Source organism: Spirillospora sp. CA-108201, assembly GCF_050936235.1.
Classification (GTDB): Bacteria; Actinomycetota; Actinomycetes; order Streptosporangiales; family Streptosporangiaceae; genus Spirillospora.
In genome coordinates this window covers 9342895-9355726 of record NZ_JBNJNE010000001.1, presented here as the reverse complement: position 1 = coordinate 9355726, position 12832 = coordinate 9342895, and the positions used below count along the sequence as shown (strand labels likewise).

At 77.5% G+C, this 12832-nt stretch carries 12 protein-coding genes; 11 read left to right on the top strand and 1 reads right to left on the bottom strand.

Going from position 1 to position 12832, the window contains the following annotated elements:
* Positions 1-8 precede the first annotated feature (8 nt).
* From ACQEU6_RS44645 to ACQEU6_RS44605, 9 genes are all read left to right on the top strand, one after another.
* Positions 9-1484 carry a hypothetical protein gene (locus tag ACQEU6_RS44645; RefSeq protein WP_499339859.1) on the top strand — a complete coding sequence of 492 codons (1476 nt, stop codon included), beginning with the start codon at positions 9-11 and terminating at the stop codon, positions 1482-1484.
* Complete coding sequence (locus tag ACQEU6_RS44640; RefSeq protein WP_499339858.1) at positions 1406-1957, top strand: hypothetical protein; 552 nt, start codon at positions 1406-1408, stop codon at positions 1955-1957. Before ACQEU6_RS44645 ends, ACQEU6_RS44640 begins: the two co-directional genes overlap by 79 nt.
* Positions 1954-2634 (top strand): SaeA-related protein, encoded by a 681-nt coding sequence (locus ACQEU6_RS44635; protein ID WP_499339857.1) that lies wholly within the window; start codon positions 1954-1956, stop codon positions 2632-2634. The genes ACQEU6_RS44640 and ACQEU6_RS44635 overlap by 4 nt, the downstream gene beginning before the upstream one ends.
* Complete coding sequence (locus ACQEU6_RS44630) at positions 2634-3893, top strand: TRAFAC clade GTPase domain-containing protein (protein ID WP_499339856.1); 1260 nt, start codon at positions 2634-2636, stop codon at positions 3891-3893. Before ACQEU6_RS44635 ends, ACQEU6_RS44630 begins: the two co-directional genes overlap by 1 nt.
* Positions 3894-3895: 2 nt before the next feature.
* Positions 3896-5107 (top strand): GAP1-N2 domain-containing protein, encoded by a 1212-nt coding sequence (locus tag ACQEU6_RS44625; RefSeq protein ID WP_499339855.1) that lies wholly within the window; start codon positions 3896-3898, stop codon positions 5105-5107.
* On the top strand, positions 5065-6120 hold the full coding sequence (locus tag ACQEU6_RS44620) for a hypothetical protein (RefSeq protein ID WP_499339854.1): 1056 nt from the start codon (positions 5065-5067) through the stop codon (positions 6118-6120). The genes ACQEU6_RS44625 and ACQEU6_RS44620 overlap by 43 nt, the downstream gene beginning before the upstream one ends.
* Positions 6117-7838: a TRAFAC clade GTPase domain-containing protein gene (locus tag ACQEU6_RS44615; protein ID WP_499339853.1), complete on the top strand. Its 1722-nt coding sequence runs from the start codon at positions 6117-6119 to the stop codon at positions 7836-7838. The genes ACQEU6_RS44620 and ACQEU6_RS44615 overlap by 4 nt, the downstream gene beginning before the upstream one ends.
* Before the next feature lie 116 nt (positions 7839-7954).
* Positions 7955-8560 (top strand): malonic semialdehyde reductase, encoded by a 606-nt coding sequence (locus tag ACQEU6_RS44610; protein ID WP_499339852.1) that lies wholly within the window; start codon positions 7955-7957, stop codon positions 8558-8560.
* A gap of 25 nt (positions 8561-8585) precedes the next feature.
* Positions 8586-9830: a multidrug effflux MFS transporter gene (locus ACQEU6_RS44605; RefSeq protein WP_499339851.1), complete on the top strand. Its 1245-nt coding sequence runs from the start codon at positions 8586-8588 to the stop codon at positions 9828-9830.
* Positions 9831-9852: 22 nt separating this feature from the next.
* Here ACQEU6_RS44605 and ACQEU6_RS44600 read toward each other — a convergent pair whose 3' ends face one another.
* Positions 9853-10488: a TetR/AcrR family transcriptional regulator gene (locus tag ACQEU6_RS44600; RefSeq protein WP_499339850.1), complete on the bottom strand. Its 636-nt coding sequence runs from the start codon at positions 10486-10488 to the stop codon at positions 9853-9855.
* Between the two features lie 120 nt (positions 10489-10608).
* Between ACQEU6_RS44600 and ACQEU6_RS44595 the strand changes: the two genes are divergently transcribed.
* Together ACQEU6_RS44595 and ACQEU6_RS44590 are read left to right on the top strand one after the other, a co-directional pair.
* Positions 10609-11589 carry a phosphotriesterase family protein gene (locus ACQEU6_RS44595; protein ID WP_499339849.1) on the top strand — a complete coding sequence of 327 codons (981 nt, stop codon included), beginning with the start codon at positions 10609-10611 and terminating at the stop codon, positions 11587-11589.
* A 108-nt stretch (positions 11590-11697) separates the two neighbouring features.
* Positions 11698-12780 (top strand): S1C family serine protease, encoded by a 1083-nt coding sequence (locus tag ACQEU6_RS44590; RefSeq protein ID WP_499339848.1) that lies wholly within the window; start codon positions 11698-11700, stop codon positions 12778-12780.
* Positions 12781-12832 lie beyond the last annotated feature (52 nt).

The window sequence follows — 12832 nt, the reverse complement described above, 5'->3', positions numbered from 1 at the left end:
AGGCGCCCGTGGCGTTCGACGAGGCCTACCGGCAGGAGGTGCTGGAACCGGCGCGGGCCGCGGGCGACCAGCCCCCCGAGGACCTGCGCGTCCGGTACGCGCTGGACGGCTTGGAGGCGGCCGCCGTCACGGCGCGGGTCAAGCAGGTCCGGCAGTGCTGGCGGCGGGCGCGCGGGCAGCTGAAGTACCGCAAGCTCATCGACCGGCTGGAGGCCGAGCACCGCGAGCTGGCGCCGCTGTTCGCCGCCGCCGAGCGCGGCGACCTGCGCCCGCTGGAGGCGCGGCTGCGCGGCGGCCGCGAGCGCGCCGAGCGCCGCCTCGGCGAGGCCCGCGCCCGCCTCGCCGACGCGGCCGGGACGCTGCGGATGGCCACGCCCGGCGAGGTCGAGGCCATCGCCCGCACCACCGGGGTCCGGGGCGCCGAACTGGCGGAGCTCACCGCCGCCGACGGCGTCGAGATCCGCGAGCCCGACCCGCTGCCGGCCGCCGCGCCCTACCCCGCCTACCGGAAGGTGCGCGAGTCGCTGGAGGTCCTCGGCAGGCGCCACCTCGCCGACTTCCTGTTCGGCGCCCGCCTCACCGGGCCGATCCGCGTCCTGGACGGCTTCGGCGGTCCCGGCGGCGGCCCGCGCCCGGACGGGGAGGCGGTCGCGGCGGCCGGAGCCGAGTGGGCGCGCCGCGGCCGCGACACCACCACCACGCACGCCGACACGGTGCTGGCCGCGCTGCGCTCGGGCGCCGACCTGCCCGGGCTGCTGCTGTTCGACATCGCCGACCGGCTCCGCGAGCGCCTGCGGCAGCGGGCGTCCGAACGCGGCCTGCTCCGGTACGCCGCCGAGGAGCTGGGCGTCGAGCAGGGCGACGCCCGCCGCCTGGTGTTCGCCGTCGTCCGCGAGACCGAACCGGGCGGGGGCCTCGCGGGGCGGCTCCGGGCGCTGCTGGACGCCGGCGACGTGCACGCGGCGGCCGGGCTGGCCGACGCCGCGCGGGTCCCGCACCCCTCCCCGGCGCCGACCCGCCCGAGGAGGAGGTGCTCGCCGCCGAGGCCCGGCACCGCCTCGGCACCGCGCTGCGCCTGCGCGAGGCCGCGGCCGCGGAGCCCGACCCGGACCGCGCCCACCGCCTGCTCGCCGACGCGCTGCGCCTCGTCCGGGACCTGCCGGGCGCCGCCGCCCACCAGCGGCGCCTGCCGCCGCGCCCGGTGCCGGCGGTGCACCTCGACGTGGACGGCGCGTCGGTCCGGCTGTCCTGGCGGGATTCGCCGTCCACCGGAGGCGAGGTGGTGCACCACGTCGTGCGGCGTGAGGGCAGGGCGCCGCGCGACGCGCGGGACGGCACGGCCGTCGGCGGGGCGCTGGACACCCGTCCCCCCGTCAACGTGCCGCTGTACTACGGGGTGGTCGCGGTGCGGGGCGAGGCCGCCGCGGCGCCGGCGGTGGCCGGGCCGGTGGTCGTGCGGCCCGAGCCGGGCGAGGTCGAGCTGACCGCCGGGGACGGGCAGGTCACGGGGCGCTGGCGGTGCCCGGCGGAGGCGGTGCGGGTCGTCGTGGCACGGGACGGCCGGGCCGTCGCGGCGGGCCGGGACGGGTTCCGCGAGCGCGTCCCGAACGGGCGGACGCACCACTACCGGATCGCCGCCGTCTACCTCGACGCGTCCGGGCGCGAGATCGAGACGGACGGGGTGCGGGCGTCGGCCACGCCGAGCGCGCCGCCCGAGCCGGTGTTCGAGCTGGCCGCCGAGACCGACGCGGCCGACCCCGGGCTGGTGCGGGCCCGGTTCGCGCCGCCCGCGCACGGGACGGTGGAGCTGGTGCTCTGCCAGGGCCCGCCGCCGTGGCCGCGCAGCGCGCTCGTCCCGCTGGAGGAGGTGCGGCGGGAGACCCGGCGGCTGGCGTGCGCGCAGGAGGACGGCGGTCTCGCGGTGCGGCCGGGCGCCGGGGGTGGCTGCTCGCGGTGACGGTCGCGGAGGGCGCGGCCGCGATCGGCGCCTACCACCGGCACGTGAACCTGCCGCCGCCGCGCCGGCTGGTCGCCGAGCGGCGCGGGGCGTTCGTGCACGTCGGGTTCGACTGGCCGCCCGACGTCGCGGAGGTCGAGGTCGCCTACCGGATCGGGCGGGACCCCGCCGCGGAGGCCGCGGCGTCCGGCGACCCCGCCCGCGTCCCCGTCCAGGCCGCGCAGAGCGTCACCCGGGCCGCCTACGACACCCAGGGCGGGATCCGGCTGCCCGTCCCCGAGGACGCCCCCGTCGCGCTGTCGGTCGCCGCGGCCGGGACGGTGGGCGGCGCGCGGATGACCGGCCCGCCGGTGACCGCCGAGGTCGCGGCGCGCACGATCGTCCACTACGACGTGCTGCGGTCGGGCCCGCCGTGGCGGCGCACGCTGACGGTCCGGCTCACCTCGTCCCGCCCGCTGCGGGTGGCGCGGCTGTCGCTGGTGCTGCGCGCCGGGCGGGTCATGCCGCAGCGCGCCGCCGACGGCGAGGCCCTCGGCGCGTGGGACCAGGTGCCCGTGCCGGGCGAGCTGTCGCTCGGCGCGCCGCCGTCGTCCGGGCCGTACTGGCTGCGCTGCTTCGCCGACGACGACGCCGTCGAGCTGAGCGATCCCCCCGTCCGCCGACTCCAGGTCCCCTGATGACGAGACCCCTGGCCCGGGTGGGCATCCCCGGCGCGCCGTCCAGGCAGGGCATCACCTGCCCCTACTGCTTCGCCTCCGTCGCGCCGCAGCGGATCCTGTTCCGGTGCCGGGGGCAGTCCGGGCGGCGGCAGGGCTGCGTCCCCGTCCTGGACGAGCGGCTCGCCGAGTACACCGGGTCGACGGCGGGGGCGTCGCTGCCCCCGGCCTTCGCCGCGCCCGGACGCAAGGGCCGGGCCGACTGCCCCGGGTGCGGGCTGCCGACCGGCAACCGCGCCTGCCCCGAGTGCCACAACCCGCTGCCGTCGGCGTACTGCGACTCCCCCGGCCGGATCGTCGCGCTCGTCGGGGCGAAGAACGCCGGGAAGAGCACCTACATCGCCGTCCTGCTGCACGAGCTGATGAACCGGGTCGGGACGGAGCTGGACGCGTCGCTCGTCGCGTGCGACGACAGGACGATCGAGCGGTACAAGCGCGACTTCGCCCGGCCGCTGCTGGAGGAGCGGCGGCTGCTGCCGGCGACGCCGAGCGCCGCGACCGGCCCGCGCGAGCCGCTGGTCTACCTGCTCACCCGCACGCGGGCGCGCAGGGGCCGCTTCTCCCGGCCCCGCAACGACTCGCTGGCGCTGGTGCTGTTCGACACGGCGGGCGAGGACCTGCGCAGCCGCGAGGCCACCGGCCTGCACCTGCGGTACCTGGAGGCCGCCGACGCGATCATCTTCCTGGTCGACCCGCTGGAGCTGCCGGGCGCGCGGCCGGGCGTCCTGGACGCGGTGCCGGGCCCGCGCGCGGCCGGCGACGGTCCGGGCGGCGCCGATCCGGGAGGGGAGCCGCTGGACGTCATCGCGCGCGTCACCGAGGCGCTGCGGGCGCGGCACGGCACCCGGCCGGGCGAGCCGCTGCCCGTCCCGGCCGCGGTCGCGCTCACCAAGATCGACGTGCTGCGGCCGGGGCTGCTGCGCCAGTCGGCGCTGCACCGCTCGCGGTCCGGGCAGGGCGTCCTCGACCTCGACGACAGGGACGCGGTGAACGAGCAGGTCCGCGCGCTTCTGCACGACTGGCAGGCCGGGCAGCTCGACACCTACCTCGGGCAGCAGTACGCCGACCACGCCCTGTTCGGCCTGTCGGCGCTCGGCGGCGTCCCGGAGGAGGGGCGCGTCGGCGCCGGCGGCGTCCGGCCCTACCGGGCGGAGGACCCGCTGCTGTGGCTGCTGTACCGGTTCGGGATGCTCGACGGCGTCCGTCCGGGAGGGGCGTAGAGGTGGCCTGGCAGCTGCACTACACCTCCGCCCGGAGCGGGCCCACCGGCCGGGCGGGGTTCCAGTTCGTCGCCGAGACGCCCGGCCTGCCCGACGGGACGCGGGCCGCGGTCACGCCGTACCTGGCGTACCGCCCGCCGCCGGACGCGCCGCTGTCGCCGGGCGACGCCGAGCTGGACCTGTTCCCCGTCTCGCTGCTGTACGACGAGGTGGACGGCCGGCCCCTGCTGCTGCGGTGCCGCTACCTGGGCCGCGACTACTCCGGCCGCTACGGCAACTTCTTCGCGCACGCGGTGGTGGCCGAGCCCGAGGAGCTGGAGGGGCTGCGGCCCGCCGAGCTGTGGCAGGCCGCGCACTGGACGGCGCTGCCCGCACCCGGGGCCGTCCTCGACCCGCTGGAGGAGCTGACGCCGGGCTCCGCGCTCGACCCGGAGGCCCTCGCCGGGTGGCTCGCCGCGGCCGGGCCCGGCGACCCGTACGCGCTGCTCGCCCGCCTGGTCGACGCCGTCACGGACGTGCTGGGGCGGGGCCACGGGCGGGTCGTCCTCGTCTCCGACGACGTGGAGGCGATCGCCCGCTGGATCGCGGTCGTGTCGTACTCGCTGCCGGTCCCGGCGGCGGCGCGGCTGTCGTTCGTCACCTACACCGCCGACCCGGACGGCGCCGCGCAGCGCCTGGTCGGCACGACGCCCGACGTCTGGGCCACCGCCCAGAACCACGCCTCCCACGCGTCCGCGTTCGACCTCCGCGACGGCGTCCCGGCAGGCCCGGCGGGCCGCTTCGCCAGGACCGTCGCCCGCTGCTGGCGCGCCCGCGACTTCGGCGGCCTGGACGCCCTCGCCGAGCTGGCGCCGCCGGACGACCCCGCGCGGGAGGGCGCCGCCGCGCTGCTGGCGCTGTGCCGGGGCGACGCGGACGTCGCGCCGGACGAGCAGGACGCGGCGGCGGAGCTGCTGGCGCGGCGCGGGACCGCCGTCCCCGCCTGGGTGTGGCGCGACCTCGCGCCGGGCGTCCCGTCCATGGGGCTCCGTCTCGTGCTCGCCGTGCACGAGCGGGCGCGGGCGGCGGGAGCGGCGGATCTCGCCCCCGGTGCGCGCTCCGCATCGGCGCTCTGGTCTCCGAGCGGCTCGCCGGGGCGACCCGCCTGGCGGAGGTCGCGGAGGCAGCCGCAGTGGCGGAGCGGGCCGGTGTCGGCGCCGGCCCCGGCGAGGTGACGGCGTCGGCGGCGCGCTGCGTCCGGCGCGGCCCCGGCGGGCTGGAGGGCGCGCTCGCCGCCTGCCCGGCCGGGCTGCGGGACGCGCTGCTGGACGGGTTCGTCGCCGGCCTCGCCGGATCCGGGGACCGGGCGTCCGCTCTCGACCCCGGGACCTGCGACCTTCTCTACGAGCACGCCGGACGGCTGCGCGCCGCGCCCGGGGTGGCGACCGCCGTGCTGGCGTCGGTCGGGCGGAGGCATCCCGGCCGCCGGATCGCGGTGACGCGCGAACTGCTGCGTCTGGACGGCGGCGGCGACACCGCCGACGTCGGCGGAGCGCTCCGGGAGATCTGGGCGACGCCCCCGTCCGCCTCGGCGTGCCTGGACCTGCTGGACGCCTGCGGGACGGCGCCGCCGCCCCCGGCGCTCGCGGAGCTGCCGTCCCGGACCTTCACCCGGCTCGCGGCGCCGGGCGGCGGCGGCCTCGCGGACCCGGCGGCACTGCGGCTCGCCGAGCGGGTCCGCGCGCTCATGCCGGACGCGCGCGCCGGGCGCGACGCCGCCCTCGTCCAGGCGTACGGGACGGCCATCACCGCGGGCCCGCCGCGCGCCGCGCGGGCGCTGGAGCTCATCGCCGCCGCGGACGGCGCCACCGAGCGCCTCGCCCGCGAGGCGTTCGCCGACGCTGCGCGGCGGCTGTCCCCGCGGCCGCCCGGGTTCCGGGCGGAGCTGCTGGCGGCCCTGCCCGCACCCGTCAGGGCGCGGCTCGCGCGGGAGTGGACGGGCGGGCTGCCCGGCCGCGTCCGCGCCGGGCGCGCACCGCTGCGCGGCGGCGAGGCCGAGCGGCGCAACGAGCTGGTCGAGGTGGTGCTGCGGCTGCGCAGGAGCGGCGCGGCCGAGCCGTCCCTGGAGGCGTGGGCGCGGGCGGCGGCCCGGCGGTGGCTGGCGGCCAGGCAGCTCGACTCCCATCTGGCGCGCCGCCCCGGTCTGCGGGACGAACTGCGGGCCCTTCTCGCGGAGGGCGCGCCGTGAACCCCGCCATCGTGCTGCTGCTGATCGCCGTGTGGCTGGGCGCCATGTGGCTCGGGTTCATGTACGTGTTCCCGGTGCTGTTCGCGGCGACGCTGGTCGTCGCCGGCGCCGCCGCGCTCGGCGTGTACTGCCTGCACGCGTGCCGGACGCTCGCGCCGTCCACGCTGGAGGGGCCCTCGCCGGTCGCCGCGCCCGCCGTCGCCTACCGGCACTACCTGCTCGGCCAGGTGTGGCGCGACTGGTGGACGATCAGCCGCACGGTCGCCCCGCAGGTGTACCGGACGGCCCGCGGCGTCGTGCTGAGCCTGACGCGGACGCTGCTCGGCGGCCCGTGGGGGTTCTTCGTCTTCCCGGTCTGGCTGGCGCTGTGCGCGGGCATCGTCGCCGCCGCCGTGCCCGCGTCGGTGTTCGTCCTCGCGCTGACGGTCCTGTACGGGCTGGTCGCCGCGGTGGGGCTGGCGTCGTGGCTGGCGTGCGTGCTGGTCCTGGCGGCGGTCGAACGCGTCTTCATGGGGTACGCCCGCATCCTCCAGACATGCCCGCACCCCTTCTGCTACGAGCGGATCGGGCTTCCGGAGTACGCGTGCCCGAACTGCGGCGCGCGGCACCGGCGCCTCTCGCCGGGGGCGGGCGGCGCGTTCCGGCACGTGTGCCGCTGCGGGGCGCGGCTTCCCACGACCGTCCCGCTCGGGCGCTTCCGGCTGGCCGCGTACTGCCCGCACTGCGACGGCCGGCTGCCCGAGCGGATCGGGCGCGTCCGCGTGGAGCCCCTGCCGTTCGTGGGCGGGCCGGCCGCCGGCAAGACCACGTTCATGGTCCTCGGCATCCGGGCCCTGCACGCGCGGACCCGCGCCGTCCACGGGCGGCTGTCGTTCGTCGAGCAGCGGCACGCGCAGGCGTACGCGGGCGCGATACGCGAGTTCCAGCGCGGCGGGCGCCTCGCCAAGACCGGCCCGGAGCTGCCCCTGGCCACCATGGTGGACGTGGAGCTGCCGGGCCGCGCGCGGCGCATCCTCTACCTGTTCGACCCCGCGGGCGAGCACTACACGGGCGCGACGGAGGTCGAGTCGCTGCGCTACCTGGAGCACAGCGAGGCGCTGCTGTTCGTCGTGGACCCGTTCGCGCTCCCCCAGCTCCGCCGGTCGCTGACCGGGGACGAGAGGGAGCTCGTCGACGAGGCCGCCGCGTCGTCGGAGGAGGACCCGGCCGACACCCTCCAGCGGGTGCTGAACGAGCTGCGCTCGCGTCCCGACCAGGGGCGGCAGAAGCGCGTCGCCGTCGTCGTCACCAAGACCGACCTGCTGCTGCGCACGGAGATCGGCCGCGGCCTGGACCCGGGCGCCGACCCGCGCGAATGGCTCGACGGCGTCGGGCTCGGCAACACCGTGCGCACGCTCGACCAGCTCGCCGCCCAGGTGCGGTACTTCGCCTCCGGCCTCGGCACCGAGCCCGCCGCCGTCGCCGACCTGCTCGGCTGGGTGACCGGGCTCCCCGCCGCGGCCGCGCCGGACGGCGACCGCGCGCCCGCCGACGTCCCGCCGGAGCCGCCGGGGACGGCGCCGCTGCGGGCCCCGTGGCCGGTGCGGGGCCGCGACGCCGGCCGCGTCCCCGCCGGGTACCAGGCGGGGCGCTGGGCCGTGCTGGCGGGCGTGTCGGTCCTGACCGTGGCCGCCATCGCGGGCGCGCTCGTCGCGGCGGCCGAGCGGTTCCCGTTCTGACCGGCCGCCCGCCGGTCGCCGCCGGGCTGTGACGCACCCCACTTCCTGACGTGGAAGATAACGGACCGTCATCGCATTGACCCCGTCGGAAGGCTTCCCCGTCCGAGAGGCGCCCGATGACGACGACCACGACCCCGCTGATCCTGGACTCCGCCGCCCAGGATCTGCTGTTCCGCGACGCGCGCACCGCCAACGCCTTCACCGGCGAGCCGGTCGGCGAGGAGCAGGTCCGCGCGATCTACGACCTGGTCAGGTGGGCCCCGACCGCCATGAACAGCCAGCCGCTGCGGATCGTGGACGTGCGCAGCCGGGAGGCGCGCGAGCGGCTGGTCCCGCTGATGAGCGAGGGCAACCGCGCCAAGACCGCGACCGCCCCGCTGACCCTCATCGCCGCCGCCGACGAGGACTTCCACGAGCACCTGCCGGTCACGTTCCCGCACCGGGAGGGCGTCCGCGAGTCCCTGCGGAGCAGCCCCGGCAGGCCGGGGATGGCCCGGCTCAACGCCTCCCTCCAGCTCGGCTACCTGATCCTCGGGATCCGCGCCGCCGGTCTCGCCGCCGGCCCGATGACCGGCTTCGACGCGGACGCCGTGGAGAAGGAGTTCTTCCCCGAGGGCAACGTCCGCCCGATCGCCGTGATCAACGCGGGCCGGCCCGCCCCGGACGCCTTCCGCCCCCGCAACCCCCGCCTCGACCCCGCCCAGGTCATCACCACCGTCTGAGCCTCCCCGCCCCCCGGAGACCCCCATGACCCAGGCGGCCGCCTCCGCCGGCTCCGAGCTGTCCACGCCCCCTCCGGCCGGCCGGAGGCCGGTGCTGGTCCTGCTGCTGGGCGCGCTGACGGCGCTCGCGCCGCTGTCGATCGACATGTACCTGCCGGCGCTGCCCCGGATGTCGGCGGACCTGTCCACGGGCGCCGTGCAGGCGCAGCTCACGCTGACCGCGTGCGTCGTCGGCCTCGCCGCCGGACAGGCGGTGGCCGGGCCGCTGAGCGACAGGCTGGGCCGCCGCCGCCCGCTGCTGGCCGGGCTCGCCGCCTACGCCGTCGCGTCGCTGCTGTGCGTCGCGGCGCCGACCGTGGAGACCCTCATCGCGCTGCGGCTGGTGCAGGGCGCCGCCGGGGCGGCCGGGATCGTGATCGCGCGGGCGATCGTCCGGGACCTGTACGACGGCGCCGCCGCGGCCCGGTTCTTCTCGGTGCTGATGCTGGTGAACGGGCTGGCGCCGATCCTGGCGCCCGTCCTCGGCGGGCAGCTGCTGCGGATCGTGCCGTGGCCGGGCGTGTTCGCGGTCCTCACCGCGATCGGCGTCGCGCTGTTCCTCGGGTCGCTGCTCGGGCTGGCGGAGACGCTGCCGCCCGGCCGGCGCGAGACGGGCGGGCCGCGCGCGACGGCGGCGGCCTGCCGGGCGCTCGTCCGGGACCGGGCGTTCACCGGGTACGGGCTGGCGATCGGCCTGTCGTTCGCGGCCATGTTCACCTACATCTCGGGATCGCCCTTCGTGCTGCAGGACATCTACGGGATGTCGCCGCAGGGGTTCAGCATCGCCTTCGGCGTCAACTCCCTCGGCATCGTGGCGGCGGGGCAGGCGGGCGCGCTGCTCGCCGGGCGGGTCGCGCTGACCCGCCTGCTGGCCGCCGGGCTCGCGGTCGTCGCCGCGGGCGGGGCGGTCCTGCTGGCCGCCGTCCTCGCCGGATGGGGCCTCCACGGGGTCCTGCCAGGGCTGTTCCTGGTCGCGGCCGGGCAGGGGCTGGTCGGGCCGAACGCCACGGCCCTGGCGCTGGAGGGACGCCCGCCGCGGGTGGCCGGGACCGCGTCGGCGCTGCTCGGGGTGGCCCAGTTCGCGCTCGGCGGCGCCGCCGCGCCGCTGGCCGGCGTCGCCGGGCCGGGCACCGCCGTCCCGATGGCCGTGACCATCGCCGCGCTGGCGGTGCTCGCCGCGGCCGTCGCCGCGGCCGTCGCCGGGGCCCCGAAGGCCGTGGCGCCGCGCTGAGACCGCGTCCCGTCCGGTACCGTCAGGCCGTGGGCCGGTCCAGGGCGTCGAGGATGAACCCGGCGACCTCGTCGGCCAGGCGGGCGGCGGGCTTGGGGCCGTTCGCGCGGTACCAGGCCGGCATCTGGTTGACCATGCCGAGCGCGACGATGGTGATCGTCTCGGCGGGGGTCCCGGTGCCGAACACCCCGTCCCGCTGGCCCTGCTCGATGAGGCCCCGGAACGTCACGTGGTAGCGGCGGCGGTCGGCGCGGACCGAGCGCATCCGGGCGTGGTCCAGCCGGTGCATCTCGCGGGCGAACACCTTCGCCTCGTCGATGTGCTCGGCGGTGCTGCGGATCAGCCCGGTCAGCACCGCGTGCACGGCCTCGCGCGGCGGCAGTCCCCGCGCCAGCACCGCGCCGAGGTCGGCGAGCTGGCGGGCGATCAGCGAGTGGTAGATCTCGTAGAGCAGGTCGTCCTTGGAGTCGAAGTAGTGGTACAGCGCGCCCTTGGTGACCTCGGCCGCCTCCACGACGCTCTGCACGGGCGTCCCGTCGAAACCGCGCTCGGCGAACAGCCGCAGTGCGGCGTCCAGGATCCGCCGCTCGACCGCGCTCTGCCGGACGGGCGCCGCGGACTCCGGCACCGGGCCGGGCGCCGGATCGGCCTGCGTCACCTGCGGCACCTCCTTCGCGCGCGGGCATTGACTCCGGCGCGCCCCGCACCATAGCTTGCCAGAAACCGACCGGTCGGTATGCCCCGCAGAGCCAGTATCGCACCCGCAGAGGAAGTATCGATGCCCGCAGTTGAGACCGTCCGCGGCCCCGTCGACGCCGCCGCCCTCGGACGCACGCTGATGCACGAGCACGTCTTCGTGCTCGGCGCCGAGCACGTCCAGAACTACGGCGCGGGCGACTGGTGGGACGAGGAGGAGAAGGTCGCCGACGCGGTCGGCAAGCTGCGGGAGCTGGCCGGGCTCGGCGTCACCACCATCGCCGACCCCACGGTGTGGGGGCTCGGCCGCTACCTGCCGCGGATCCAGCGGGTCAACGAGCAGGTGCCGGAGCTCAACATCATCGTGGCGACGGGCATCTACACCTACAACGACCTGCCGTTCCAGTTCCACCACCGGGGCCCCGGCACGCTGGTGGACCAGGGCCCCGACCCCATGATCGCCGACTTCACCCGCGACCTGACCGAGGGCATCGCCGGGACGGGGGTGCGGGCCGCCTTCCTCAAGTGCGCCGTGGACGCCCCGGGCCTCACGCCCGGCGTCGAGCGGGTGCTGCGGGCCGTCGCCGCGACGCACCGCGAGACGGGCGCCCCGGTCACCGTGCACACCGAGAGCTCGATCCACGCGGGCCGGACTGTCGTGGACCTGCTCGGCCGGGAGGGCGTGGACCTCGCCAAGGTCGTCGTGGGCCACGCGGGCGACAGCAACGACCTCGACTACCTGATGGAGCTGGCCGACACCGGCGCGATCCTCGGCATGGACCGCTTCGGCCTCGACATCATCAACCCGACCGCGGACCGGGTCGCCACGATCGCGGCCCTGTGCGAGCGGGGCTACGCCGACCGGATGGTCCTCAGCCACGACGCCGCCTGCTTCATCGACTGGTTCGGGCCCGACCCCGCGACGGTGCCCGCGATGCAGCCGAACTGGAACTACCGGCACATCAGCGAGGACGTCCTGCCCGCCCTGCGCGCCGCGGGCGTCTCCGACGCGCGGATCGACCAGATGCTTGTGGAGAACCCCCGCCGCTACTTCACCCGCTGAGCCGCGGCGGGGCCCGGCCGGGGCCGGCGCCGCGATGTCCTCCCTTGCTTCGGACTAATCCCCCGGAATCGGGAATCATGGGAGGAACCTGCGGGAGGAGGCATCCAGGTGAGCGAGGACTCCAGGCGCCGCCGCGCCCGCGCCGCGATCCCGTTGCTGCTGGCGCTCCCGGCCCTCCTCGCCCCCGGCTGCCGGGTGGTGGAGAGCGAGACCCCGCGGGACGCCCCGCCGACCGCGGCGGCGACCCGGCACCAGCACGCCAAGCCCAGCGGGCGGCGGCCGGGCGTGGTCAACATCGAGACCGAGCAGACGCTGAACGGCACCCGCGCCGCCGGGACGGGCATCGTGCTCACCGCGTCCGGCCTCGTGCTGACCAACAACCACGTCATCCAGGGCGCCACCGCGATCAAGGGAACGGACGTCGACAACCGGCGCGGCTACACGGCGGAGGTCGTCGGCTACGACCGGACCGGCGACATCGCGGTGATCCGGCTGTCCGGGGCGGCGCGGCTGAAGGCCGCCGCGTTCGCCTCCGCGGGCAGCGTCGAGGTCGGCGACACGGTCACCGCCGTCGGCAACGCGGGCGGCAAGGGCGGCACGCCCACGGTCGTCACCGGCAAGGTCACCGCGCTGGAGCAGTCGGTCACCGCGCGCGACGACAGCAACGGCACCTCCGAGCGGCTCACCGGGCTGATCGAGACGAGCGCGCCGATCCGGCCGGGCGACTCCGGCGGGCCGCTGCTGGACACCTCCGGCAAGGTCATCGGCATCAACACCGCGGCGTCCGCCGGGTTCTCGGTGAAGGGCGCCAAGGAGCGCAAGGAGCACCGGGGCTACGCCATCCCGTCCGACCGGGCGCTGGAGGTCGCGCGGCAGATCCAGCGCGGCGAGGCGTCCGCGACCGTGCACATCGGACGCACCGCGATGCTCGGCGTCAAGGTCCGCCCGAACGGCCGCTCCCCCGGCGCGCTGGTCGCCGAGCTCGTGCCCGGCTCCCCCGCCGAGGCCGCCGGGGTCCCGGTCGGCGGCGTCATCGTCGCCTTCGGCGACGCCGCGGTCGACACCCCGTCCGCCCTCACGGCCCTGATGCTGGCCCGCCATCCGGGCGACGCCGTCCGGATCGAGTGGACGACGAGCCAGGGCGACCGCGTGGCGGGGACCGTCCACCTGACGGAGGGCCCGCCCCAGTAGCGCCCCGGTCCGGCGCTAACGTGCGACAGTGGGGATGTCGGACGACCACGAG

Excerpts from the sequence above, each read along its gene's own strand:
- ACQEU6_RS44630 (WP_499339856.1), top strand. The coding sequence starts at position 2,634 with ATGACGAGACCCCTGGCCCGGGTGGGCATCCCCGGCGCGCCGTCCAGG.
- ACQEU6_RS44610 (WP_499339852.1), top strand. The coding sequence starts at position 7,955 with ATGACGACGACCACGACCCCGCTGATCCTGGACTCCGCCGCCCAGGAT.
- ACQEU6_RS44605 (WP_499339851.1), top strand. The coding sequence starts at position 8,586 with ATGACCCAGGCGGCCGCCTCCGCCGGCTCCGAGCTGTCCACGCCCCCT.
- ACQEU6_RS44595 (WP_499339849.1), top strand. The coding sequence starts at position 10,609 with ATGCCCGCAGTTGAGACCGTCCGCGGCCCCGTCGACGCCGCCGCCCTC.